Here is a 24,365-nt window from a genome sequence, read left to right on the forward strand (position 1 = left end):
GCGCGTGGTCTGGGGCGGAGCCCCGGTCAAAGACCTTCACGCGTCCCCCTCCAGCTCGCCCTCGAGCTCCAGGTACGTCGCCCGCAGCCGCTCCAGCGTCCCCTCGTCCGGTTCCGCCCACAGCCCCCGCTCCGCCGCCTCCAGCAGCCGTTCCGTGATGCCCCGCAGCGCCCAGGGATTGGACTTCTGCATGAACTCCCGGTTCTCCGGATCGAAGACGTACTCCGCCGACAACTTCTCGTACATCCAGTCGTCGACGACACCCGCCGTCGCGTCGTACCCGAACAGATAGTCCACCGTCGCGGCCATCTCGAACGCGCCCTTGTAGCCGTGCCGGCGCATCGCCGCCATCCAGCGCGGGTTGACCACCCGCGCCCGGAACACGCGGTGCGTCTCCTCGCCCAGAGTGCGCGTCCTGATCTGGTCCGGGACCGCCGAGTCCCCCACGTACGCCTCGGGCGATTCGCCGGTCAGATGGCGCACCATGGCGACCATCCCGCCGTGGTACTGGAAGTAGTCGTCCGCGTCGACGAGATCGTGCTCCCTCGTGTCCACGTTCTTCGCGGCGACCGCGATCCTGCGGAACGCCGTCTCCATGTCCCCGCGCGCCGCACGCCCGTTCAGCCCTCGCCCGTAGGCGTATCCGCCCCACACCGCGTACACCTCCGCGAGGTCCGCGTCGGAGCGCCAGTTCCGTGCGTCGATCAGCGGCAGCAGACCCGCTCCGTACGCCCCCGGCTTGGAGCCGAAGATCCGCGCGGTGGCCCGCCGCCGGTCGCCGTGCTGCGCCGCGTCCTCGTCCGCGTGCGCCCGTACGAAGTTGGACTCGGCCGGCTCGTCCAGCTCGGCCACCGCCCGTACGGCGTCGTCGATCAGCCCCACCACATGCGGGAAGGCGTCCCGGAAGAAGCCGGAGATACGCACTGTCACATCGATGCGCGGCCGCGCGAGCTCCTGCAGCGGCACCACCGCGAAGCCCGTCACGCGCCGGGACGCGTCGTCCCAGACCGGGCGGCAGCCGAGCAGCGCCAGGATCTCGGCGATGTCGTCGCCCTGGGTGCGCATCGCCGAGGTGCCCCACACCGTCAGGCCCACCGACTTCGGGTAGGCGCCGGTGTCCGTCAGATAGCGCGCCACCAGCGAGTCGGCGAGCGCCTGGCCGACCTCCCAGGACAGCCGGGACGGGATCGCCTTGGGGTCGACGGAGTAGAAGTTGCGGCCGGTCGGCAGGACGTTGACGAGGCCGCGCGTCGGTGAGCCGGAGGGGCCTGCGGGCACATAGCCGCCGTTCAGGGCCCGCAGGATGTTGCCGATCTCGTCGGTCGTACGGGCGAGGCGCGGCACGACCTCCTCGCAGGCGAAACCCAGTACGGCGACGGCGGTGGGGAGTTCGGTGCCGAGGGTGTCGCGCACCAGAGCCGCGCAGTCGTGGGTGGACCAGCTGCGCTCCTCCATGCCCTCGGCGAGCCGCCGGCACAGCTGCTCCAGCAGATCGATCGCGTCGGCGCCGGTCCGGCCCGGACCCCCGACGAGCGCGGTCAGCTCCACCGGGACCTTCACCGGCGCGCCCGGCTCGGCGAGCAGATCCTTCTCGACCAGCCCGAAGTGCTCGGCGAGCGCGGCCCGCAGCCCCGGCAGGGCGTTGGCCTGCCCGCCCCACACCTGGGAGGCGCGCAGCACGGCCAGGACGAGATTGACCCGGGCCTCCGACTCTGGGCCGCCGCCCAGGATGTGCAGACCGTCCCTGATCTGGACGTCCTTGATCTCGCAGAGGTAGCCGTCGATGTGCATGACGAACGAGTCGAAGTCGCCGTCGTCCGGCTGTTCGTCGACATGCAGGTCGTGGTGGAGCTCGGCGGCCTTCACGAGCGTCCAGATCTGTGCCCGTACGGACGGGGCCTTCGCCGGATCGAGATCGGACACGAGGGCGTACTCGTCGAGGAGCTGTTCGAGCTTCGCCAGATCGCCGTAGGTGTCCGCGCGCGCCATCGGCGGCACGAGATGGTCCACGACGGTGGCGTGGCCGCGGCGCTTGGCCTGGGTGCCCTCGCCCGGGTCGTTGACGATGAAGGGGTAGATCAGCGGCAGTTCGCCCAGCACGGCGTCCGGGCCGCAGCCCGCCGACAGGCCGAGGCCCTTGCCCGGCAGCCATTCCAGGGTGCCGTGCTTGCCCATGTGCACGATCGCGTCCGCGCCGAAGCCCCCGTCCGATGCCGGGGCCTGCAGCCAGCGGTACGCCGCCAGGTAGTGGTGCGAGGGCGGCATGTCCGGGTCGTGGTAGATCGCGATCGGGTTCTCGCCGAAGCCGCGCGGCGGCTGGATCATGACCACGACGTTCCCGAACCGGAGCGAGGCCAGCACGATGTCGTCGCCGTCGACATAGAGCGAGCCCGGCGGCTCGCCCCAGTGCTCCAGCATCGCCTCGCGCAGCCCGGGATCCACGGTGTCGAACCAGGCCCGGTAGTCGGCGAGCGGCACGCGCGCGGGGGCGGCGGCCAACTGCTCCTCGGTCAGCCACTCGACGTCGTGGCCACCGGCGTTGATGAGCCGGTGGATCAGCTCGTCGCCGTTGTCCGGGTGGCCCTCGACGGCGTAACCGGCATCGCGCAGGGCGTCCAGGACCCGTACCGCCGAGGCCGGGGTGTCCAGGCCGACCGCATTGCCGACGCGTGAGTGCTTGGTCGGGTAGGCGGTGAAGACCAGCGCAAGCCGCTTCTGCGCGTTCGGCTTGTGCTTCAACTCCGCGTGGCGCACGGCGATTCCGGCGACCCGTCCGGCCCGCTCCGGGTCGGCGACGTACACCGGCACATCGTCGGGGCCCTGCTCCTTGAAGGAGAACGGGACCGTGATCAGCCGCCCGTCGAACTCCGGGATCGCCACCTGCATCGCCGCGTCCATCGGGGACAGCGCCGCGTCCGACGCCTCCCAGACCGCCCGCGAGGACGTCAGGCACAGACCCTGGAGCACAGGGATGTCGAGCTCGGTGAGCGCCCCGATGTCCCAGGCCTCGTCGTCGCCGCCCGCACTTGCGTCGCTCGCACGCGTGCCGCCGGCGGCGAGCACGGTGGCGATCAGCGTGTCGGCCCTGCCGAGCAGCTCGTACAGACCGGGGTCGGCGCCGCGCAGCGAACCGCAGTACACGGGCAGGGCGTTGGCCCCCCGCTCCTCAAGCCGGTCGCAGAGCGTGTCGACGAAGGCGGTGTTCCCGGAGAGCTGGTGGGCCCGGTAGAAGAGCACGCCCACGGTCGGCCGGCCCTCGACGTACGCGCGCGTGCCGTGCACGCCCCACTCGGGCATCTTCTGCGGCTCGGCGCTGTGCCTGTTCTGCGCGCCTCCGGCACGACCGTGCCCCGTCAGCAGCACGTCCTGGAGGAGGAAGCGCGCCAGCTCGACGAGGTTCCCCGGACCGCCCTCGACGAGATAGCGCAGCGCCTCCGTCACCGCACCCGCGTGCACCGTGGACTCGGCCATCAACTCGGCGTCCGGCACCGTCTCGCCGCCGAGCAGCACCGTCGGAATCCGGGCCGCCTTCAACGCGGCGAGACCGTCCTCCCAGGCCCGCTTCCCGCCGAGGAGACGTACGACGGCGATGTCGGCGCCCTCGATCAGCGCGGGCAGTTCCTCGGCCACGTCGACACGGGTGGGGTTGCCGATCCGGTACGGCGCCCCGCAGGCCCGGGCCGCCAGCAGATCGGTGTCGGCGGTGGACAGCAACAGCACGGTGCTCATGGCGCTCCCGGTGGAATGAAGGGCAGTCCCGACGGAGCGCCCGACTCGATGAGCCGCAACAGCGCGTCCGTGTCCGCGTGTTCTTCGATCAGGTCGCCGAGGCGGTCCAGCTGCTCCTCGCGCAGCGCCCCGAAGCTGGTGTCCGGCGCCGGTACGAAACGCCGTCCCGAGGCCGCTGCCACCTCCCGCAGAAAGGCGCGCCTGAAGCCGTCGCTCTCCAGCGAGCCGTGCCAGTGCGTGCCCCACACCGACCCGACCCGGCAGCCGTCCAAGAAGGACTCACCGCCGAGCACTTCGGCGACCCCGTGATGGATCTCGTACCCCTCGACGCTCTCGCCGAGCGCCGTGCCCACGGGCCGCGCGAGGGTCTTGTCCCGGGCGAACCGCACCCGTACCGGCAGCAGCCCGAGCCCGTCGACGGCGCCCGCGCGCGACTCGACCTCGTCCTCGATGTGCTCGCCCAGCAGCTGGAAGCCGCCGCAGATGCCGAGCACCGGCCGCCCCTCGGCGGCCCGGCGTGCCAGGGCATCGGCGAGCCCGCGCTCGCGCAGCCACGCCAGCGCCTTGACTGTGCCCCTCGTACCCGGCACGACCACCAGATCGGCGTCGACGAGCTCCTCGGCCCGGTCCACGAAGCGCACGACGACCCCGGGTTCGGCGGCGAGCGCGTCCACGTCCGTGAAGTTCGACATCAGCGGTACGGCGCACACGGCGACGCGCAGCACGTCCTCGCCGACGGGCGGCGCGACCACCGACTCCCGTACCGCGCCGCGCAGCGAGACCCGCAGCCCGTCCTCCTCGTCGATGCCGAGACCGTGCGCGAAGGGCAGCACGCCATAGGTGTGCCGTCCGGTCAGGCCGTGCAGCATCTCCAGGCCGGGTTCGAGGAGCGTCACATCGCCCCGGAACTTATTGACCAGATAGCCCGCGATCAGCGCCTGGTCCTCGGGGGCGAGCAATGCCGTCGTACCGAAGAAGGAGGCAAAGACGCCGCCGCGGTCGATGTCTCCGACCACGAGCACCGGCAGGCGCGCGGCCCGTGCGATGCCCATGTTCACGATGTCCGTACGCCGCAGATTGATCTCGGCCGGACTGCCCGCCCCCTCGCAGATCACGGCTTCATACGTGCCCCGCAGCTCCTCCAGGCACTCCACGACGGTCCCGAACAGGGACTCCTGCCGCCCGCCGTGGTAGCCGCGGGCGCTGAGTTCACCCACCGGCCTGCCCATCAGCACGACCTGACTGGAGCGGTCGCTGCCGGGCTTGAGCAGCACCGGGTTCATCAGCGCGCTCGGCTCCACGCGGGCCGCCTGCGCCTGCATGGCCTGCGCCCGTCCGATCTCCGCGCCCTCGCGCGTCACGAACGAGTTGAGTGACATGTTCTGCCCCTTGAAGGGCGCGACCTTCACCCCCTGCCGCACCAGCCAGCGGCAGATCCCTGCCGTCACGACGCTCTTGCCCGCGTCGGACGTGGTTCCCGCGACCAGCAGTCCGCCGCCCCTGCGCCCGCTCATCCCCGCCCCTTTTCCGCGCGCCGTGCACGCAGCGCATGCCCCGCGAGGCGCCCTGCCGCGCAGGTCGCAAGTGTCAGCCAGCCGACGCGGCGCGAGAGCCGCACGGCACGTTCGATGTCGCCGAACTGGACAGGACGGCCGTCGCCGTTGAGTACGGGACGGTGCTCGACGCGTCCGGCGTACGAGAGCGTTCCGCCGAGCCGTACACCGAGCGCACCGGCGAAAGCCGCCTCCACGGGGCCCGCGTTGGGGCTCGGATGCTTCTTCGCGTCGTCCCGCCAGGCCCGGGCGGCTCCGCGCGCGTTCCCGCCCGCGAGCACCGCCAGCGCCGCGGTGAGCCGGGCGCCCGGCCAGCCCGCGACGTCGTCGAGCCGGGCCGAGGCCCAGCCGAACCGCCGGTAGCGGGGCGACTTGTGGCCGACCATCGCGTCCAGGGTGTTGACCGCTCGGAAGCCGACCAGCCCCGGCACGCCCGCGAGCGCCCCCCAGACCAGCGCGCCCACCACGGCGTCGGAGGTGTTCTCGGCGACGGATTCGACGACCGCTCGCGCGATCTGCTGCTCGTCCAGGGCCTGCGGATCGCGCCCGCACAGATGCGGCAGCCGTTCCCTGGCCACCTCCACGTCCCCGGCGGCCAGCGCGCCACCGATGGCGCGTGCCTCCCGGCCCAGCGAGGTACCGCCGACGACGGCCCAGGTGGCGGCGGCGGTCAGTGCGAGGGACGTGGCCGAGCGGCCCCGTACTCCACGGCTCAGCAGTGCGGCGGCAGCGGCGGCGCCTCCGGCGCACACCACGGTGTGCAGCGCGCCCCACCCCCGGTGGTCACGCCACAGCACACGCTCGACACCACCCGCGGCGCGCCCGAACGCGGCGACCGGATGCCCTCGGCGGGGATCGCCCAGAAGCAGGTCACCGGCCAGGCCGGCGGTGGCGCCGTACACGAATCGGCGGTCGGCACGCATGGGTTCAGGCCGTCGTTCCGCCTCGTTGGAACCTCGTACTCACCGCAGGAACCGAACCGCAGCCGCGCATGGCGATATGTCCTCACTCAGGGTGTCCGCGCCCTGGTTCGACGTGACCGGCGGTGAGAGTTCCTGGCTTCCGGGGGAGTGCTCCCCCGTGACAGTGGCGGGACCGCGCCGGATTCGCACCGGCTTCCTCTTCTGCCGCCGTAGATGGCCCCGGCAGTCCACCACGCTGCGAGAACAGGCGTCAACTGGCCTTTGACCTGCACGGGGAGAGTGTGTTGGGGCACACACGCGGGCCGGGTCACCCGATGGGGTGACCCGGCCCGGACCCGCTGTATCCGAAACGGCTGTCAGGTGACGATCAGATAGATCCCGTACGCCACAGCCGCCGCGCAGAGCGCGAAGCACGCGTACGCCCCGGTGCGCGCCAGAACCGCGGAGCCACCGCTCGTGGCCGCGGACTCCTGCTTGGTCAGGCCCACCACGCCCAGGGTGAACAGACCCACCAGGGCGACGGTGGCGACGAGGCTCACGCCGAAGACGGAGCCGAGTGCTGCCCAGTCGATTTTCATGCTGATCTGTCCTTACACCGTGGCCGGACGCGTCGGCTCGGAGCCGGGAGCCGGGATGGTCGTCTTGATGTCCTGCGCGGGCGTGCCCGCCGGCGGCGGGGTGACGGCCGCGATGGCGGCGGTCACGACGCCCGCGGGCTCGGCGTCCGTGTCATTGACGTTGGTGTGGTCGACCACCTGGCGGCGGGAGACGAACCAGATCGCGGCGCAGGCGCCGATCAGGAAGGCCGCAACGACCGCGACACCCCAGTCGCCCTGCTTGGTCACGAACTCCGAGCCCGCGGCGACCAGAGCGGCGGCGGGCAGCGTCAGGCCCCAGGCGACGAACATCCGGGTGGCGGTGGACCAGCGGACCACGCCGCCCTTGCGGCCCAGGCCCGCGCCCATCACGGCGCCGGAGCAGGAGTGCGTCGTCGACAGCGAGAAGCCGAGGTTGGACGAGGCGAGGATGACGCTGGCCGCACTGGTCTGGGCGGCGAAGCCCTGCTGCGGCTGAAGGTCCGTCAGGCCCTTGCCCATGGTGCGGATGATGCGCCAGCCGCCGAGGTAGGTGCCCATCGCGATGGCGAGACCGGCGGAGAGGATGACCCACATCGGGGGGTTGGAGCCGGGCGAGAGCACGCCGCCGGCGACGAGCGCCAGCGTGATGATGCCCATCGTCTTCTGCGCGTCGTTGGTGCCGTGGGCCAGTGAGACGAGGCCCGCCGAGGTGATCTGGCCGGCGCGGTAGCCCTTCGCCGTGGCCTTGGCGTCGGCGTTCTTGCCGATCTTGTACGTCAGGCGGGAGGCCAGGAACGCGGCGATACCGGCCACCAGGGGGGCGGCGATCGCGGGGATCAGGACCTTGGTGACGACGGTGCCGCCGTTGACGCCGCCGATGCCGACCGAGGCGACCGTGGCGCCGATCAGTCCGCCCATCAGGGCGTGCGAGGAACTGGACGGCAGACCGATCAGCCAGGTCATCAGATTCCACAGGATGGCGCCGACGAGCGCCGCGAAGATGACTTCCGGGGTGATGCCGGACTCGGTGACGATGCCGCTGGATATCGTTTTGGCGACTTCGACGGACAGGAACGCGCCGACGAGATTGAGCGCGGCGGACATGGCCACCGCCGTCTTGGGCTTCAGGGCGCCGGTCGAGATGGTCGTCGCCATCGCGTTGGCGGTGTCGTGGAAACCGTTTGTGAAATCGAACACGAGAGCTGTCACGATCACGATCGCTAGCAGCAGCGTGATGTGTTCCATTTACCCAGGCAATCTTTTGACGTCAGTGGCGCGGTGAACGTAGTTAACCTGGATGAACGGAAGATGAACTAGGGCGGGCGTTGCAGTGTTCTGAAGTGAGGATTGCCATTCCGCTTGTCGGGAGTGGCGGCAGTACCGCTGAAACAAGGCTTTCGTGGCGATACGCGTGATCTCCGTCACCGACCGTCCCGTGCACCCGGCCGCCGCCTGACAGGATCGCCGCATGACCGATCAGGAGCGGCAGGACGCGATCGAGCGGGCGTGGCGGGGCCTCGTGGCCACGGCTCGCAGGACGGCGACGGAAGGCCTGGTGGTGGGCACCTCGGGCAATGTCTCGGTACGGGTCGGCCCCCTCGTCCTGGTCACCCCGAGCGGAGTCCCCTACGACCGGCTCGCCCCCGAGGACGCCGTCGCCGTCGACCTCGACGGCAACCAGGTCCTCGGCGACCTCGCTCCGACCAGCGAGCTGCCCCTGCACCTGGAGCTCTACCGCAACACCTCCGCCGGCGCCGTGGTCCACACCCATGCCGTGCACGCCACCGCCGTCTCCACCCTCGTCCCCGAACTCCCGCCCATCCACTACATGGCCGGGGCCATGGGCGGGCCCGTCCGCGTCGCGGCGTACGCCCTGTACGGAACCGAGGAACTGGCCCAGAACATGCTCCGCGCCCTGCGTGAACGCACTGCCTGCCTCCTGCAGAACCACGGAACCGTCGCCTACGCGGACTCCCTGGACCAGGCCTACGACCGCACCGCCCAGCTGGAGTGGATGTGCCGCCTCTGGCTCGCCGCCGCGTCCGTGCCCGGACACGCACCCACCCTCCTGACGAGCGCCCAGCTGAGTGAGGCGTCCGAGAAGCTCCGGAACTACGGGCAACCGTGTTAGGGGGTGTCCGGCGGATCATGCTGGGCTCGCGGCGTCATGCGACTCCGTCTCCTGCCTGATCCGCCAGACACCCCCTGACACCGACGGCTCACTCCACTGGCAGGGCGTCCCGCGGGTGCCGACACTGGAACGGTGCGCCCGGTTACCGCGACGGCAGCAGCCGTCACCACACTGATCGGCGTCGGCGCGGCCGTCATAGCGGCCGGCCGCTACGCAAGCGACGCCGCGCTCAAGACAACGCCGGGACGCCCGCTGCCCGGCGACCCGCGGCTCACCGTGCACTCCACGGCCGCCGGTCATGTGACGCTCACCCGCAGCCTCGCCACCCAGCGCCCCGGCCGGTACGGAATCGAGGGCGAGGACGTCCACGCCGTCATCGGGGCCGTACTCGACGAGGTGCCGCGCCGCGCCGACACCGTCGTACGCCGGCTGGAGCGGGTCAACCACGGCAGCCTCGAGCCCGGCACCAAGGTCCGGCTCACCCCGCGGGTGCACGACGGCGACCCGTCCGGCGCGCTCGGCCTCGACCACAAGGACGTCGACATACCCGGCGAACTCGGCACGCTGCCCGCCTGGTTCGTGCCGGGGCCACGCGAGACCTGGGTCATCACGGTGCACGGCCTGGGCGCCACCCGGGAACATCCGCTGAACCTCCTGCCGTTCCTGCACACCCTGCGTTTCCCGGTGCTCAACCTCGGCTACCGCGGAGACCCCGGCGCACCCCCGCCGCCCGACGGGCTCGGGCACCTCGGCGACTCCGAGTGGCGCGACCTGGACGCGGCCATCCGCTACGCCGTGAGCCAGGGCGCCGAGCGTGTCATCGTGCACGGCTGGTCCACCGGCGCGTCGATGGCCCTGCACGCCGCCGCCAACTCGGCGCTGCGCGACCGGATCAGGGGCCTCGTCCTGGACTCCCCGGTCCTCGACTGGGAAGCCACGCTGCGCAGCCTGGCCGCAGCCCGCGGCACCCCCGCGCCCCTGCTGCCGCTCGCCGTCCGGGCGGCCCAGGGCAGGACGGGACTGCACGGCGACCGGCTGCTCGAAGCCGCCGATCCCCAGGCCATGCGGGTGCCGACCCTGATCTTCCACGGCCCCGACGACGCCCTCGCCTCCTGGCAGCTCTCCCGCGAACTCGCCGCACGCCGCCCCGAACTGGTCAGCCTTCACACCGTACGGAACGCGCCGCACGCCGCCATGTGGAACGCCGACCCGGAGCGCTACGAAGAAGCCCTCCGCCGCTTCCTCACCCCCCTGATGTAGCGCACTGCCGTCCCTCGGAGGTGCCCGGCGGCCCCTTGCGGCGACCCTGCCGGGAGGGCCACTCAACGAACCGAAGAGGTTCCGTTTGGGCTTTCGGGCCATCAGCGGGAAGACTGCTCCCCGTGACGTCCCGAAAGCCTGATGAGCAATTGGCGCGCAACTCCAGACTCCGTCTTGTCCGCCCGCGATCGCTGGCCACTGCACGGCGGGCTGTGACGACCCGGGGTACCAGGCCGGCACCCCGGCCTCCCGAGGGCACGCCTGTCCCCTCGGAACTGGCCCGACAGGCCAGGACAGTCCTCGCCGACGCCGTCCGCATCGCCCGCTGGGCGGCGGTCGAGAGGGACCCCAGCACTGCCCAGCTCAGCGGTCGGACCCAGGAACGGGCCGCCGTCGCACTGGAGTTGACCCCGCTCCAGGTGCGCGCCGGCTGGGACCGTGCCCGCCTGGCCGGACTCGTCGAGCTGCACGGCGACACAGCCCGCCCCGGCTGGCGGCTGCGCGCCTGGGACCGCGACGACATGGCCGTACTGCGCGGCTGGGTCGCGCTTTTCGACGCCTGGTCGCTGGTCCACCCGGCGCCCGATGACGTCGCCCCCACGGCGGTGGCCGAGGTAGTCGAGGCCGTGCCCCAGGTCCTCTCCCTCCTCCAGCTCTCGGCCGGCCCCGTGCTCGTACCGGTGCTGCTCGACCTGCTCCAGCAGCGGGTCGCCGAACTGCGCGAGGAGCGCTGCGAAGTCGCCTACGGCCCGCAGCCCGAGGACGCCGACGCCGACTCCGGCCCGGCGTCGGACTCCGAACACGTCCCCGAGTCCGACTCCGACGCCGGTGCTCCCGTACCCGTCTCCCTCCTGCTCGACTGGGCCCTGGAAGGGCTGTCGGCCGTCGGCGCGCTGACGCTCGACAAGGGCCGCTCGGCCACCCTGACCCCGCTCGGCAACTGGGCGGTCTGGGTCAAACTGGAGCAGATCTGTGTCGCCGCCCAGAGCCCGGCGGGCAATATCGAGCAGTCCGCCGAGGACATGCTGCGCGGCTGCGCCCGCCTCACCCCGGGCCCGGCCCGCGCCGAGTACCGCGCCTGGCTCGCCGCCCGCACCGTCTCCAGCGCCGTCGCCGAACTCCTGGGCGTCGCCCGCGGCGAGGACGCCCTGCTGCGCGGCCTCGCCTTCGAGGCGCTGCGTGTCGTCGGGGCCCCCGCCGAGGCCGAGGTCCGCGCCGCCGCCGACGAGCCGTCGCTGCGCCCCTACGTCCTGCTCTGGCTCGCCGAGCACGAGGGCGCGGACCCCGAGGACGCAGCCGACGTCCTCACCCGGGAGGAAGCGACCTGGCTCTGGGTGGACACCGCGGCGGCCGTCGCCGACCACGGCGAGCCCCAGCTCCTGCTGCGCCATCTCGACTCCGCGGTCCAGGGCACAGTCCCCGCGCTGCTCGACGAGGTCCGGGCCGGGGGCCACCCCCGCACGGTGCAGGTCCTGGTCGCCCTGGCCGCCGCCCACCCGGACCCGGCCCTCGCGAAGGCCGTACGCCGGGCGGCGTTCCAGGTCCACACCGGCGGCGCGTAAGGGGTGTCCGGGGGTGGGGGGCTACGAACCCTCCGCCCCCGGCGCGTACGTCCCGAAGCTCCACACATTGCCCTCGATGTCCCGCGCCATGTAGTCCCGCGCCCCGTAGTCCTGGTCGGTCGGCGGCATCACGACGTCCGCGCCGTGCTCCACCGCCCTGCTGTGGTGCGCGTCGACGTCGTCGACGTGGACGAACACCCCCGTCGGCCCGCCGCCCTCCATCAGCTTGTCGAACTCGCTGCCGGTGCCCTTGCTGCCCAGCATCACCATGCCGTTGCCGAAGGTCAGTTCGGCATGCACCACGGCGCCCGCCTCGTCCTCGTACACCGCGTGCTCGGTGAAGCCGAAGGCCTCGGTGAGCTGTTTGATCGCGGCCTTCGCGTCGGCGTACGTCAACGTCGGACAGATACTTGGTGACTGAGTCATCTCGATCACTCCTCAGGCTCGACGGTGGAAATGTGATCTGCATCTCAGTCTTGCAGCCGCCACTGACAGTCGGCCGCAGGTGTTGCACCGGGCCATGTCGCCGTTGGTGAAGCCGTCGTGGTCCGCCCCTTCTGCCCCTGGGGCCGCAGCGGCGAAAGCTGGCGCAAAACCACTTGCAGGGCCCCGGTAGACTCGCCCGTATGGCAATTCTCCTTGCGCATTAGGCGGCGTCGAAGCTCCCGCGCCCGTCCCTTCCGCCGTCCATACCGCCCTGGAGTCTTTCCGTGATCACCGCTTCCGGCATCGAGCTGCGCGCCGGCGCACGTGTCCTCATCGAGTCCGCTTCCTTCCGTATCGCCAAAGGCGATCGCGTCGGCCTGGTGGGCCGCAACGGAGCGGGCAAGACCACCCTCACCAAATGCCTTGCGGGCGAAGGCATCCCCGCGGCCGGCACGATCGCCCGCTCCGGCGAGGTCGGCTATCTCCCGCAGGACCCGCGCACCGGCGACCTCGAGACCCTCGCCAGCGACCGCATCCTCTCGGCCCGTGACCTCGACTCCGTACTGAAGAAGATGCGCGAGAACGAGGACCGGATGGCGAACGGCCAGGGCGCCACCCGCGAGAAGGCGATGAAGAAGTACGAGCGCCTGGAGACGGAGTTCCTCACCAAGGGCGGTTACGCCGCCGAGGCCGAGGCCGCCACCATCGCCGCCGCGCTCGGCCTGCCCGACCGGGTCCTCGGCCAGCCGCTCCATACGCTCTCCGGTGGCCAGCGCCGCCGCGTCGAGCTCGCGCGCATCCTCTTCTCGGACGCCGACACCCTGCTGCTCGACGAGCCCACCAACCACCTCGACGCCGACTCGATCGTCTGGCTGCGCGACTACCTCAGGACCTACCGCGGCGGCTTCATCGTCATCTCTCACGATGTCGATCTCGTCGAGACGGTCGTCAACAAGGTCTTCTACCTGGACGCCAACCGCTCCACGATCGACGTCTACAACATGGGCTGGAAGCTCTACCAGCAGCAGCGCGAGGCCGACGAGAAGCGCCGCAAGCGCGAGCGGCAGAACGCCGAGAAGAAGGCGGCGGCCCTCAACTCCCAGGCCGACAAAATGCGCGCCAAGGCCACCAAGACCGTGGCCGCGCAGAACATGGCCAAGCGGGCCGAGCGGCTGCTCGCGGGGCTCGACGAGGTCCGCGTCTCCGACAAGGTCGCCAAGCTGCGCTTCCCGGAGCCCGCACCCTGCGGCAAGACCCCGCTGACCGCCGAGGGCCTGTCCAAGTGGTACGGCTCCCTCGAGATCTTCACCGATGTGGACCTCGCGATCGACAAGGGCTCCCGGGTCGTCATCCTCGGCCTCAACGGCGCGGGCAAGACGACGCTGCTGCGCCTGCTCGCGGGCGTGGAGACACCGGACACCGGAGCGGTCACCCCCGGCCACGGCCTCAAGCTCGGCTACTACGCCCAGGAGCACGAGACGCTGGACCCGGAGCGCACGGTTCTGGAGAACATGCGCTCGTCCGCGCCGGACCTCGATCTGGTCCAGGTGCGCAAGACGCTGGGCTCCTTCCTGTTCTCCGGCGACGACGTCGACAAGCCGGCCGGGGTGCTCTCCGGCGGTGAGAAGACCCGTCTGGCGCTCGCCACTCTGGTCGTCTCGTCCGCGAACGTCCTGCTCCTCGACGAGCCGACCAACAACCTCGACCCGGCCAGCCGCGAGGAGATCCTCGGCGCGCTGCGCACCTACAAGGGCGCGGTCATCCTGGTCACGCACGACGAGGGAGCGGTCGAGGCGCTGGAGCCCGAGCGCATCATCCTGCTGCCGGACGGCGTCGAGGACCTGTGGGGCGCGGACTACGCGGACCTGGTGGCGCTGGCCTGACCGGTCCCGGACCGGTGCCTCAGGCGTGCCGGAATGGTGTTTCATCCGCGCCGGACCGACGCCTCATCCGCGCCGGACCGGCCTTTTCCGGTCCGGTCGGGCTCTGATCCACTCCGTATGGATCATTCGGCCTACGCGTGATCCATCATCTGAGTGAGAACGTCTCGTACCCCGGCGTGGCACCGAGCGGATCAGCTCCGTCCGGTGTCGCGCCCCGCCCGTCCCGCCCGCATGGCGCTGACCTGCGACTTCTGCGGGGAATCCGTGCGGGCGCCCGGACAGCCCCACGCGGAATCAGAGATTCCGCTCGTGTCGGCCTCTTATCGGACGCCAAAGCTTGTCGTACGGACCTTGCCGAATGGGTGGCCAGGAAGCCCCCGAGGGGTGATCATGAGAGTCCAGAGCGCACTTCCCATGAGGAGGCACGGGTGGCCGAGACTCTGAAGAAGGGCAGCCGGGTAACCGGCGCCGCGCGCGACAAGCTCGCGGCAGACCTGAAGAAGAAGTACGACTCCGGTGCGAGCATCCGGGCGTTGGCCGAAGAGACCGGCCGCTCCTACGGATTCGTCCACCGGATGCTCAGTGAGTCCGGAGTCACGCTGCGGGGACGCGGCGGAGCGACGCGAGGCAAGAAAGCTTCGGCCTGACCGTCGAGGCTCCTCCGGTCCACCGGTTTCCACGGTGGCCACCCGGTCGGTCGCAGGGTCGGCCGGGTGGTTACTGTGCAGTCACTTAACTTCGTATGCAGTGACTGCACCCGAACCGGAGGCGCCCCATGACTTCGCTCGACTCTGTGCTCGACAAGGACGGCGTACGGCTCACCGTCGAGGACGCGGTTGCCACGGTGACCCTGACCAACCCGGACAAGCGCAACGCCCAATCTCCCGCTCTGTGGCGGGCGTTGGCGCAGGCGGGTCGGTCATTGCCGGGCGACGTGCGGGTCGTGGTGCTGCGCGGCGAGGGCAAGTCCTTCTCCGCGGGGCTCGACCGGCAGGCGTTCACGCCCGAGGGCTTCGACGGCGAGCCGTCCTTCCTCGACCTCGCGCGCGGCTCCGACGCGGAGCTCGACGCGGTCATCGCCGAGTACCAGGAGGCGTTCACCTGGTGGCGCCGCAGTGACGTCGTCACTATTGCGGCCGTCCAGGGTCATGCGATCGGTGCCGGATTCCAGCTCGCCCTCGCCTGCGACCTCCGGGTCGTCGCGCAGGACGTGCAGTTCGTCATGCGCGAGACCAGCCTCGGGCTCGTCCCCGACCTCACGGGCACGCACCCGCTCGTCTCGCTCGTCGGCTATGCCCGCGCGCTGGAGATCTGCGCCACGGGCCGCTTCGTCCACGCCGAGGAAGCCGAGCGCACCGGGCTGGCCAACCTTGTCGTGCCCGGTGACGAGCTCGACAGCGCGGTACGGGACCTGGCGGCGGCACTGCTCGCGGCGCCGCGGGACGCGGTGATCGAGACCAAGGCGCTGCTGCAGGGTGTGAGCGGCCGCTCCTACGAGGAACAGCGCACCGCCGAGCGGGCGGCGCAGGCGCGCCGACTGCGCGACCTGGCCGGCATCGGCGACTGATCCGCAGGGTCCGCCGGACCCGCCCGGTCCGCCGTGGGCGCGGCCCCGGTCACGCCTCCACGGCCGTGACCAGCACCGACACCGGGCGGCCGTCCGCGAGCGCGGCCGTCACCGCCTCGCGGACCGCCCGGACCACCTCCAGCGGACGGTGACCCCTCGCCGTCGCCACCTCGACACGGACATGGTCCGGGGCGAGATGCACCGCCGCACCCAGGGTCGCCGTCAGATGAGCCACTCCTGGGGCCCCGGACGTGGCCCATCCCGCCGGATCCTTCGGGGCGGCGGGCTGTACCCCGGGTGGGGGAGCGGCCTGCGGGGGTTCCGGAGCGGCGTCCAGTACGTCCGTCACCCGCAGATCCACTTCCGCGATCCTCAGATCCAGCAGGTCCGCCGCGGCCGTGAACAGCGCCGTACGCAGCAGGGACGCCGTCACCGGGAGCGGCTGCCATGCAATCGCCGCGAAATCCGCCTCGATACGCAGCGGCCCCGGCGGCAGCGCGCTCGGCGGCGGCGGTACGGACGGAAGGCCCGCCGAGGCGGGATCCGCGAGCGCCAGCCGAAGCCTGCCCGGAACCACCCCGAGCACCTCGGCCGCGGCGCGCCGAAGCACCGCGTCGGCCGCCTGTTCCGCCAGCCACGCCCCGTCCGCGGCCCCGCCCAGCGGAAGCAGCCTGCCGAGCCCGAGCCGTCGCCGTACTGCATCAGCGGTGGTCATTGCTCCAGCGTGCCGCATCCCCGGCGCGAGAGTGGGCAAGCGCACTTAATGTGGACAGCGGAGTCCAACCCGCCCGGAAAGGACGCACGGCGATGACCGACACCGCTCACCGGAACCGGCCCGAGAACCCCAATGAACCGTCGGGCTCGGGCGACGAACCCAGGAAGACGTCAACGACCAAGCGCGGCGGCGGCGATCCCGCGTCCCGTGGCCGTACCACCATCGCCGACGGCGTCGTCGAGAAGATCGCCGGACTCGCCGCCCGCGATGTCCTCGGAGTCCATGCGATGGGCAGCGGCATCTCCCGCACCTTCGGCGCCGTCCGCGACCGGGTTCCGGGCACCAGCAAGTCCAGCGCCACCCGCGGTGTGAAAGCCGAGGTCGGCGAGGTGCAGACGGCCCTCGACCTGGAGATCGTCGTCGACTACGGCGTCTCCATCACCGAAGTCGCCCGCGCGGTCCGCGAGAACGTCATCGCCGCGGTGGAACGCATGACGGGACTCGAGGTCGTCGAGGTCAATATCGCGGTCAGCGATGTGAAGCTGCCCGATGAGGAAGAGGAAGAGTCGGAGCAGCGTCTCCAGTAGAGGAGCCCACGATGAGCATGGCTGTGGCCGGCATGATCGCCGGCATGGCACTCGGCTTCGCCGGATACTTCGGCGGGTTCGGTGCCTTTCTGCTGGTGGCCGCACTGGGGGCGGTCGGCTTCGTGGCAGGCCGGTTCCTGGACGGCGACCTCGAACCCGGCGACTTCTTCCGCGGTCGCGAGCGCGGCGACCGGCGGCGGTGAGCCGCGGTGGCCGCCGACCGCGTCGAAGCCGCCGAGCGCGGGGCGACCGCGATCGCCGACCGGGTCGTCGCGAAGATCGCCGCGCAGGCGGCGCGGGAAGCGCTCGACGTCGTACCGGAGGGCAGCACGGCACCCAGGGCCACGGTCACGGTGCACCATGACATGGCCCGGGTCCGGGTCAGCCTGGAGCTTGGCTACCCCTCCGACATCGGCGGTCAGTGCGGGGCCGTGCGTCACCGAGTCGTACAGCGGGTAAAGGCGTTGGCGGGGATGGATGTGCCCGAGGTCGCGGTGCTGGTCGAGCGGCTGCACTCGGTGCACTCGCGCAGGGCGGCACAGGGGAGGATCCGATGAGCGAACCCGTACGGCCCGTACTCGAACTGGACCAGTCGGCGTCGGCTGCGGACTATCACTCTCCCGGGCAGACCGAGGGCGACGGAGGCAAGGCGGGGCGCTTCTGGTCGGAGCGCAGGATCCCGGCCGGGCTTGTGGCCCTCGTGGTGCTCAGTGGCGCGGGACTGCTGCTGTACGACATCGCGGCGGTACGGGCCGACCGGCCCGCCATGCACTGGCGCCGGGTTTTCGCGGCGGACCTCGCGAAATGGCGGCTGGACGAGCTGGGGGTGCTGGCCGTCGCGGTGGCCGCGATGGTCCTCGGCGTCTGCCTCGTCGTCATCGCCGTCACGCCCGGACTGCGGGCGCTGCTGCCGATGCGGCGTGACGTCGCCTCCGTACGGGCGGGGCTCGACCGGGACGCGGCGGCGCTGGTACTGCGGGACCGGGCGATGGAGATCTCCGGGGTGCAGTCCGTACGGGTCCGGATGCGGCGCACGAAGGCTTCCGTGCGGGCCCTTTCACACTTCCGCGAACTCGACGAAGTACGGGCGGATCTGGACGTGGCGCTGGCCGCCGGCATCAAGGAACTCGGCCTCGCTCGGCCGCCGGCTCTGACCGTGCACGTCGCCCGGCCGTCGGCGAAGAAGAGGTGAGGGCGGATGCTCGGGGTCGTCAATCGCGTACTGCTCGCTCTGGCGGGTCTGGTGCTGCTGTGCGTGGGCGGCGGGGTGCTCGCGGCGGGGGCCGGATGGGCGGTGCCGTCCTGGTGGCCCTGGGACGGGTCGAACGACGTACTGCTGAGTGAAGCGGACCGCTACCGCTGGCGTGACGAGGGCTGGTGGTGGCCCGTGGTCATCGCCGCGCTCGCGGTGATCGTGCTGCTCGCCCTGTGGTGGCTGATCGCCCAACTGCGGCGCGCCCGGCTGGCGGAGGTGCTCGTGGACAGCGGCGACGGGGAGGGCGCGCTGCTGCGGGGGCGGGCGCTGGAGGGCGTCCTGGAGAGCGAGGCGGAGTCCCTGGAGGGCGTGTCCCGCGCCCACGTCACCCTGACGGGCCGCCGCAGCACGCCGTCGGCGCGGGTCGCGCTGCTGCTGGAACCGCACGCGTCCCCCGAGGAGTCGCTGCAGCGGCTGACGGAGGAGGCGGTGGGCCACGCGAGGGACTCGGCGGGGCTGGAGGTGCTGCCGGCGGAGGTACGGCTGAGGGCGGCGAAGCACGGTGCGGAGCGGGTGAGCTGACGCGTGGCCGGGCGCCCCGGCCGCTGCGCGGGGCCTTTCCCCCACCCCGCCCCTTCCCGCTGTGACATATGCGGCTCCGCCGCGTGGGGGCGGCAGCTTCGCGCCGCGGGTGCACGGCATGTCCCGGCCGAGCACGGCTGCTTGGCGCCGCAGGGGCGGATTGTCGGCCAGCTCGCCACCTGCCCTCGGGGGCAGGCCCGCGCTGCAGCGAGCGCCGCGAGCGCGGCGGCCGCGGTGCCGGCCCACCGCGCGACCCAGGCTTGCGCACCGCAGCATCGGGCGGTGGGTGGGACGGCCGCCCGCGCCGAGCGCGGGCGCCGATCACCGGCACCTTCAGCGGCGACGGCTGCGGCATCTCCCGGATGAGCGCGCTGTTCGGAGCCGCAGCGTTCACTGCTGGCTCGCCACGGGCAGGCCGGGTGCAGCGAGCGCTGCGGCCGCGGCGTCGGCGCACCTCCCGACCCCGCACGTGCGGACCGCGGTGATCGGGCGGGTAGGTGGGACAGGCCTCCAGCGTGAAGCGCGGGGCGCCCGGCGCAGGCCGGACCGTCAGAAGCCGTGGCGGGCGCCGCCGTCCACCGGGAGCATGACGCCCGTCAGGTACGACGCCGCCGGTGACAGCAGGAACGCCGCCGTGTTGCCGAACTCCTCCGGCGTGCCGTAGCGGCGCAGCGGGATGCGGGACTCGTTCGCCGTGCGGGCCGCATCCGCGTCGCCCGACAGGGCGTCGAGTTCGCGGACGCGGTCCGTGTCGATGCGGGAGGGGAGCAGGCCGACGACCCGGATGCCCTGGGGGCCCAGTTCGTCCGCCAGAGACTTCGCGAAGCCCGCGAGGCCCGGGCGGAGGCCGTTGGAAATCGTCAGGCCGGGGATCGGTTCGTGGACGGAGGCGGACAGGACGAAGCCGATCACGCCGCCCTCGTCCAGCGCCGCGGCGGCCGTGCGGGCCAGCCGTACCGCGCCCAGGAACACCGCCTCGAACGCCGTGAGCCACTGCTCGTCCGTGTTGTCCGCGGCGAAGCCCGGTGCCGGGCCGCCCACGCTGATCAGGATGCCGTCGAAGCGCCCGAAGTGTGCCCGTGCCGCGGCGACGAGGCGTTCCGCGCCCGCCGGGTCGGCATTGTCCGCGGCGATGCCGATGGCGTTCGGGCCCAGCCCGGCCGCCGCGTCCGCGACCGACTGCTTGTCGCGGCCGGTGATGACTACCTTCGCGCCATCGGCCACGAGCGCCCGCGCCGACGCGTTCCCCAGCCCCCGCGACGCACCCGTGACGACATAGACGCGGTCCTTCAGTCCAAGATCCATGGGCCTATCCTGCCGTCTCCTCCCCGGCCAGCGCGAGGGCCGAGACGACCAGCCCGATATGGCTGAACGCCTGCGGGAAGTTCCCGACCTGCCGCCCGGCCACGGGGTCGTACTCCTCGGCCAGCAGCCCGACGTCGTTGCGCAGGGCGAGCAGCCGCTCGAACAGCTCCCGCGCCTCCTTCACCCGCCCCGTCAGCCGCAACGCGTCGACCAGCCAGAACGAGCAGGCCAGAAACGCCCCTTCGCCCCCTGGCAGCCCGTCCACCGTCCGGCTGTCGGTGCTGTAGCGGCGTACGAGACCTCCCGTCCCCAGCTCCTCGCGCACCGCGTCCACCGTCCCGATCACCCTCGGATCGTCCGGCGGAAGAAAGCCGACCCGCGGGATCAGCAGTGCGGCCGCGTCGAGTTCGACGGACCCGTAGGACTGCGTGAAGGTGTTCCGCACCGGGTCGAAGCCCTTCTCGCACACCTCCCGGTGCACCTCGTCGCGCATGGTGCGCCACCGGTCCGCGTCGCCGTGCAGCGAACGATGCCCCTCCAGCGTGCGTACGGCACGGTCCGCCGCCACCCACGCCATCACCTTGGAGTGCACGAAGTGGCGCCGGGGGCCCCGTACTTCCCACAGCCCCTCGTCCGGCTCGCGCCACTTGGACTCCAGGAAGCCGAGCAGGCTGAGCTGCAGCTCCCAGGCGTGCTGCTGCGCGGGCAGACCCGCCTCCCGGGCCACGAAGAGGGCGTCGAGCACCTCTCCGTACACATCGAGCTGCAGCTGTTTGACCGCCTCGTTGCCCGTGCGGACCGGCGCGGAGCCCGCGTAGCCGCTCAGCCACTCCAGCTCCGTCTCGGGCAGCCGGCGCTCTCCCGACAGCCCGTACATGATCTGCAGATCCGCCGGGTCTCCGGCCACCGCCCGCAGCAGCCAGTCGCGCCAGGCCCCGGCTTCCTCCTGGTAGCCCGCCATCACCAGCGCGCCCAGCGTGAGGGTGGCATCGCGCAGCCAGCAGTAGCGGTAGTCCCAGTTGCGTACGCCGCCGAGCTCCTCCGGCAGGGAGGTGGTCGGCGCGGCGACGATCCCGCCGGTCGGGGCGTACGTCAGCGCCCGCAGCGTGATGAGCGAGCGGATCACGGCCTCGCGGTACTGACCCCCGTTCCGGCAGCGCCGGGACCATTCGGCCCAGTCGTCCAGGCTGCTGGCCAGCGCGTCGTACGGATCGATGAGCGTCGGCCGCGGCTCGTTCGAGGGATGCCAGGTCATGACGAACGCCACCGACTCACCCTCGCCGACCGTGAATGACGTGCGGGTGCTGAACTCCTGCCCCCAGGTCTTGACGTCCGGCTCGCTGCGCACCCATACGGAGTCGGGGCCCGCGACCGCCAGATGGTGACCGTCCGTCCGCCGCATCCACGGCACCACGGAGCCGTAGTCGAAACGCAGCCGCAGCGTGCCGCTCATCTCGACCGAGCCGCTGACGCCCTCCACGATGCGGATGACATCAGGAGCCGTGTCGCGCTGCGGCATGAAGTCGATGATCTTGACCGTGCCGGTCCGCGTCTCCCACACCGACTCCAGGACGAGCGATTCCCCGATGTAGCCGCGGCGGGTGCAGGGACCCGCGCCCTTGGGCGCGAGGGTCCAGTGGCCGTTGTCCTTGTTCCCGAGCAGCGCGGCGAAACAGGCTCCGGAGTCGAAGCGGGGCAGGCACAGCCAGTCGATGGAGCCGTTGTTGCCCACCAGCGCGGCGGTCTGGAGATCGCCGATGAGGGCGTAGTCCTCGATGCGTAGGGTCACGCATTCGCGTGTTCCCGCCCAGCGCGGTGATTAAGCAGCCGCGGAGCCCGGCAAGATCCGAAAGACACCCCCTAGGCGTTCGCGGGGGCCGGCTCCGGTGCCGTTTGTGCCGCGGCGGCCTCGCGGTCGCGCTTCTCGCGGCGTACGAGAATCACCCAGCCGACGGGTACCGCCGCGGTGAACAGCCACCACTGGACGGCGTACGCCATGTGCGAGCCGATGGAGTCGTGGTCGGGGTCCGGGATCAGTTCCGGGCTGGTGCCCGCGGGAACGGGCGCGGTCTGCTCCAGATAGCCGCCGAGCACGGTGCGGCCCAGCGCCTTCGCCTGCTGAGCGCTGCTGATCAGCATGATCTGGCGGGGCGGCAGACCGGCGAGGTCCTTGATGCCGCTTGCCTTCGTCGTCTCGTCGGCCTTGAGCCGGCCGGTGACCGTCACCGTCCCCTTGGGGGCGGGCGGCACGGAGGGGAAGGCCTTCTGGTCGGCCGCGGTCGGGATCCAGCCGCGGTTGATCAGGACCGCCCGGCCGTCGGCGAGGACCAGCGGGGTCAGGATATGGAAGCCGATGCGTTCGTCGGCGGAGGTGCGGCGGCGTACGACGACTTCGTGCGCGGTGTCGAAGGTGCCGGTGGCGGTGACCCGGCGCCAGTAGTCGGCGCTCGGGACGGTGTGCCCCGGGGAGGTGAGCTCGGTCACGGGGACGGGCTTCGCCCGGAGGTTCTTCGCGATGAGTGTGTTCTGCGCGACCCGGTGCTGATGCCGGTGGAGCTGCCAGAAGCCCAGCTCGATCATCGTGGGGATGAGTACGAGGCCGATGAGGGTGAGGATCACCCACTGGCGGGACAACAGGAAGCGGTACACGGCTTCGACCGTACCCGCTGGGGCGCCGGGGCCCGGAGCGGGGGTCCCGCCCGGGCACGCCGACCCCGCTGTCGCGGGGACCGGAGCAGGTCGCGCCGCGGCGTGGTGCGCTACGACCCGTGCGCAGCCGGGTCAGACCTTGTCGACGATGCCCGCCCTCCCCTCCGCGCGGGCGCAGTGCCCGCCGCAGTACCAGTGGCCCTCGACCTCGACGCCCTGCCCGATGATCTGGACCCGGCAGTGCTCACAGATGGGCGCCATGCGGTGAATGGCGCAGGAGAAGCAGTCGAAGACGTGCACCGCGCCCTGCGCGTGCACCTCGAAGGACATGCCGTAGTCGTTTCCGCAAACCTCGCAACGTGCCATGCGCCACAGGGTGGGACGCGAGGCGGCCGCGGTGCGAGCGGGCGGCGGGCGAGTCGCGTCCGGTTCACTCCGATGCGGGTGCCGGGGCCACGTCCCGCAACAGCTGGGTGAAGGCCGCCTCGTCGATGACCGGTGTGCCGTACGCCTTCGCCTTCACCGTCTTCGACGTCGCGGCCCCGGGATCGTTGGTCACCAGAAGGCTCGTCAGCCGGGACACGCTCGTGGCGACATGCAGGCCCGCCTCGATCGCCCGGTCCTCCAGCAGTTCGCGGTCGACGGAGGTGTCGCCGGAGAAGGCCACCCGCATGCCCTGCACGAGCGCCCCGCCCACCTCGTACCGCCCCGGGTTGGGGTAGGGACAGGCGGGGCGCTTGCGCGAGGGCCGCCAGCTGCTGTGCCCATACGCGCTCTGGCCGTACGAAGCCTGGTAACCGATCCGCGGGGTCGCGGGCGAGTCCGACCACTCGGTCAGCGGACGGCATTCGAGCAGCGGCAGCCGCACCCCGTCACGCGCCGCGGTGTGCAGACTCGGCCGGAACGCCTCGGCCAGCACGCGTGCGTCGTCCAGGGCGTGGTGCGCCCGCTGCTGTACGACTCCGAAGTGCGCGGCGAGCGACTCCAGCTTGTGATTGGGCAGCGGCAGCCGCAGCTCCTTGGAGAGCGCGATGGTGCACAGCCGCTGCCGGGTGGGGGCGGTGGCGCTCGCGCGCGCGTACTCCCGGGAGATCATCGACCAGTCGAAGATGGCGTTGTGCGCGACGAGGACCCGGCCGTCGAGCCGTTCGGAGAACTCCTCGGCGATATCACCGAACAGCGGTGCGCCTTCCAGCACATCGCTCGTCAGACCGTGGATCCACACGGGACCCGGATCACGTTCCGGGTTGACGAGGGTGTACCAGTGGTCCTCGACATTGCCCCGGGCGTCGAGACGGTACACAGCAGCGGAGATTATCCGGTCGTCGCGAGCGAGTCCGGTGGTCTCCACGTCGACGACCGCGTACCCCTGGGGATACGCGGCCGGCCACGTTGTAGCTGCGGTTGTACGGTCGTCGAGCATGGTCACAGAGAATACGGGCCCGCACTGACAACTCTGGATGGGCCCGGCCCGCCGGTCCGGCGCGGCGGCGAGCTGCCCGGCAGTGCGCTGTTCCTGGCCACCGCCGCCAACGGGCCCCGGCGGCAGGCGAGATACGCTCCGTGTCGCCCGACCAGGTGTCACCTGACCGTGTGTCGCGCGGGCGCTAGGCCGTGTCTGACAAATAGCGCCGTCCGCCCGCAGGGCGGGGTGCGCGGCGTCCGGTGCGTGCAATCGCAAGGCGGAGGATCATCCTCGTACTGGACGTACTTGGATGAC

At 71.6% G+C, this 24,365-nt stretch carries 23 protein-coding genes and 1 riboswitch; of the genes, 11 read left to right on the top strand and 12 right to left on the bottom strand.

Annotation, left to right across the window (positions count from 1 at the left end):
- Positions 1-36: 36 nt before the first annotated feature.
- The 5 genes from cobN to OOK40_RS08205 form a co-directional block, all read right to left on the bottom strand.
- Entirely contained in the window at positions 37-3,729 is a 3,693-nt protein-coding gene (gene cobN, locus OOK40_RS08185) for a cobaltochelatase subunit CobN (protein WP_266477754.1), read from the bottom strand.
- Positions 3,726-5,243: a cobyric acid synthase gene (locus OOK40_RS08190; RefSeq protein ID WP_266477757.1), complete on the bottom strand. Its 1,518-nt coding sequence runs from the start codon at positions 5,241-5,243 to the stop codon at positions 3,726-3,728. Before OOK40_RS08190 ends, cobN begins: the two co-directional genes overlap by 4 nt.
- Positions 5,240-6,205, bottom strand: a complete 966-nt coding sequence (locus OOK40_RS08195) for a cobalamin biosynthesis protein (RefSeq protein WP_266477758.1) — start codon at positions 6,203-6,205, stop codon at positions 5,240-5,242. The genes OOK40_RS08190 and OOK40_RS08195 overlap by 4 nt, the downstream gene beginning before the upstream one ends.
- Before the next feature lie 105 nt (positions 6,206-6,310).
- Positions 6,311-6,453, bottom strand: a riboswitch (cobalamin riboswitch).
- Positions 6,454-6,561: 108 nt separating this feature from the next.
- Complete coding sequence (locus OOK40_RS08200; protein WP_266477759.1) at positions 6,562-6,783, bottom strand: hypothetical protein; 222 nt, start codon at positions 6,781-6,783, stop codon at positions 6,562-6,564.
- A 12-nt stretch (positions 6,784-6,795) separates the two neighbouring features.
- Positions 6,796-8,028: an inorganic phosphate transporter gene (locus OOK40_RS08205; RefSeq protein ID WP_266477760.1), complete on the bottom strand. Its 1,233-nt coding sequence runs from the start codon at positions 8,026-8,028 to the stop codon at positions 6,796-6,798.
- A gap of 223 nt (positions 8,029-8,251) precedes the next feature.
- Between OOK40_RS08205 and OOK40_RS08210 the strand changes: the two genes are divergently transcribed.
- The 3 genes from OOK40_RS08210 to OOK40_RS08220 all read left to right on the top strand — a co-directional run bounded on the left by OOK40_RS08210 (position 8,252) and on the right by OOK40_RS08220 (position 11,736).
- Positions 8,252-8,914, top strand: a complete 663-nt coding sequence (locus OOK40_RS08210) for a class II aldolase/adducin family protein (RefSeq protein ID WP_266477761.1) — start codon at positions 8,252-8,254, stop codon at positions 8,912-8,914.
- A gap of 132 nt (positions 8,915-9,046) precedes the next feature.
- The gene (locus OOK40_RS08215; protein ID WP_266477763.1) at positions 9,047-10,174 is read left to right on the top strand and encodes an alpha/beta hydrolase; all 1,128 of its coding nucleotides are present in this window, start codon (positions 9,047-9,049) and stop codon (positions 10,172-10,174) included.
- 212 nt (positions 10,175-10,386) lie between these two features.
- The gene (locus OOK40_RS08220) at positions 10,387-11,736 is read left to right on the top strand and encodes a hypothetical protein (RefSeq protein ID WP_266477765.1); all 1,350 of its coding nucleotides are present in this window, start codon (positions 10,387-10,389) and stop codon (positions 11,734-11,736) included.
- Between the two features lie 21 nt (positions 11,737-11,757).
- On the opposite strand, the gene OOK40_RS08225 is transcribed toward OOK40_RS08220, so the two are convergent.
- Positions 11,758-12,162 carry a VOC family protein gene (locus tag OOK40_RS08225; RefSeq protein WP_266477767.1) on the bottom strand — a complete coding sequence of 135 codons (405 nt, stop codon included), beginning with the start codon at positions 12,160-12,162 and terminating at the stop codon, positions 11,758-11,760.
- Between the two features lie 284 nt (positions 12,163-12,446).
- Between OOK40_RS08225 and OOK40_RS08230 the strand changes: the two genes are divergently transcribed.
- The 3 genes from OOK40_RS08230 to OOK40_RS08240 all read left to right on the top strand — a co-directional run bounded on the left by OOK40_RS08230 (position 12,447) and on the right by OOK40_RS08240 (position 15,612).
- Positions 12,447-14,045, top strand: coding sequence for an ABC-F family ATP-binding cassette domain-containing protein (locus tag OOK40_RS08230; protein WP_266477769.1), 1,599 nt, complete (start codon positions 12,447-12,449; stop codon positions 14,043-14,045).
- Positions 14,046-14,473: 428 nt separating this feature from the next.
- A complete protein-coding gene (locus OOK40_RS08235) occupies positions 14,474-14,692 on the top strand; it encodes a helix-turn-helix domain-containing protein (protein ID WP_019060653.1) in 219 nt (72 codons plus the stop codon).
- Between the two features lie 128 nt (positions 14,693-14,820).
- The gene (locus tag OOK40_RS08240; RefSeq protein WP_266477803.1) at positions 14,821-15,612 is read left to right on the top strand and encodes an enoyl-CoA hydratase/isomerase family protein; all 792 of its coding nucleotides are present in this window, start codon (positions 14,821-14,823) and stop codon (positions 15,610-15,612) included.
- 49 nt (positions 15,613-15,661) lie between these two features.
- Here OOK40_RS08240 and OOK40_RS08245 read toward each other — a convergent pair whose 3' ends face one another.
- Positions 15,662-16,327 carry a hypothetical protein gene (locus OOK40_RS08245; RefSeq protein ID WP_266477805.1) on the bottom strand — a complete coding sequence of 222 codons (666 nt, stop codon included), beginning with the start codon at positions 16,325-16,327 and terminating at the stop codon, positions 15,662-15,664.
- A gap of 92 nt (positions 16,328-16,419) precedes the next feature.
- On the opposite strand from OOK40_RS08245, the gene OOK40_RS08250 reads away from it, so the two are divergent.
- The 5 genes from OOK40_RS08250 to amaP are packed head-to-tail and all read left to right on the top strand — an operon-like array spanning position 16,420 to position 18,691.
- Positions 16,420-16,914, top strand: coding sequence for an Asp23/Gls24 family envelope stress response protein (locus OOK40_RS08250; RefSeq protein WP_266477807.1), 495 nt, complete (start codon positions 16,420-16,422; stop codon positions 16,912-16,914).
- 11 nt (positions 16,915-16,925) lie between these two features.
- A complete protein-coding gene (locus OOK40_RS08255) occupies positions 16,926-17,117 on the top strand; it encodes a hypothetical protein (RefSeq protein WP_266477809.1) in 192 nt (63 codons plus the stop codon).
- A 6-nt stretch (positions 17,118-17,123) separates the two neighbouring features.
- On the top strand, positions 17,124-17,471 hold the full coding sequence (locus tag OOK40_RS08260; RefSeq protein WP_266477811.1) for a hypothetical protein: 348 nt from the start codon (positions 17,124-17,126) through the stop codon (positions 17,469-17,471).
- On the top strand, positions 17,468-18,106 hold the full coding sequence (locus OOK40_RS08265; RefSeq protein ID WP_266477813.1) for a DUF6286 domain-containing protein: 639 nt from the start codon (positions 17,468-17,470) through the stop codon (positions 18,104-18,106). Before OOK40_RS08260 ends, OOK40_RS08265 begins: the two co-directional genes overlap by 4 nt.
- A gap of 6 nt (positions 18,107-18,112) precedes the next feature.
- Positions 18,113-18,691: an alkaline shock response membrane anchor protein AmaP gene (gene amaP / locus OOK40_RS08270; protein ID WP_266477815.1), complete on the top strand. Its 579-nt coding sequence runs from the start codon at positions 18,113-18,115 to the stop codon at positions 18,689-18,691.
- Between the two features lie 549 nt (positions 18,692-19,240).
- Here amaP and OOK40_RS08275 read toward each other — a convergent pair.
- From OOK40_RS08275 to OOK40_RS08295, 5 genes are all read right to left on the bottom strand, one after another.
- Positions 19,241-19,996, bottom strand: a complete 756-nt coding sequence (locus OOK40_RS08275; protein WP_266477817.1) for an SDR family oxidoreductase — start codon at positions 19,994-19,996, stop codon at positions 19,241-19,243.
- A 4-nt stretch (positions 19,997-20,000) separates the two neighbouring features.
- Entirely contained in the window at positions 20,001-21,785 is a 1,785-nt protein-coding gene (locus OOK40_RS08280; RefSeq protein ID WP_266477819.1) for a glycoside hydrolase family 15 protein, read from the bottom strand.
- Positions 21,786-21,856: 71 nt separating this feature from the next.
- Positions 21,857-22,645, bottom strand: a complete 789-nt coding sequence (locus tag OOK40_RS08285; protein WP_266477821.1) for an SURF1 family protein — start codon at positions 22,643-22,645, stop codon at positions 21,857-21,859.
- A gap of 132 nt (positions 22,646-22,777) precedes the next feature.
- Complete coding sequence (locus OOK40_RS08290; RefSeq protein WP_124002417.1) at positions 22,778-23,011, bottom strand: hypothetical protein; 234 nt, start codon at positions 23,009-23,011, stop codon at positions 22,778-22,780.
- Between the two features lie 64 nt (positions 23,012-23,075).
- Entirely contained in the window at positions 23,076-24,068 is a 993-nt protein-coding gene (locus tag OOK40_RS08295; RefSeq protein ID WP_266477825.1) for a DEDDh family exonuclease, read from the bottom strand.
- Between the last annotated feature and the right edge of the window lie 297 nt (positions 24,069-24,365).

Origin of the sequence: Streptomyces sp. NBC_01481, assembly GCF_026339995.1 — a bacterium.
Lineage (GTDB): Bacteria > Actinomycetota > Actinomycetes > Streptomycetales > Streptomycetaceae > Streptomyces.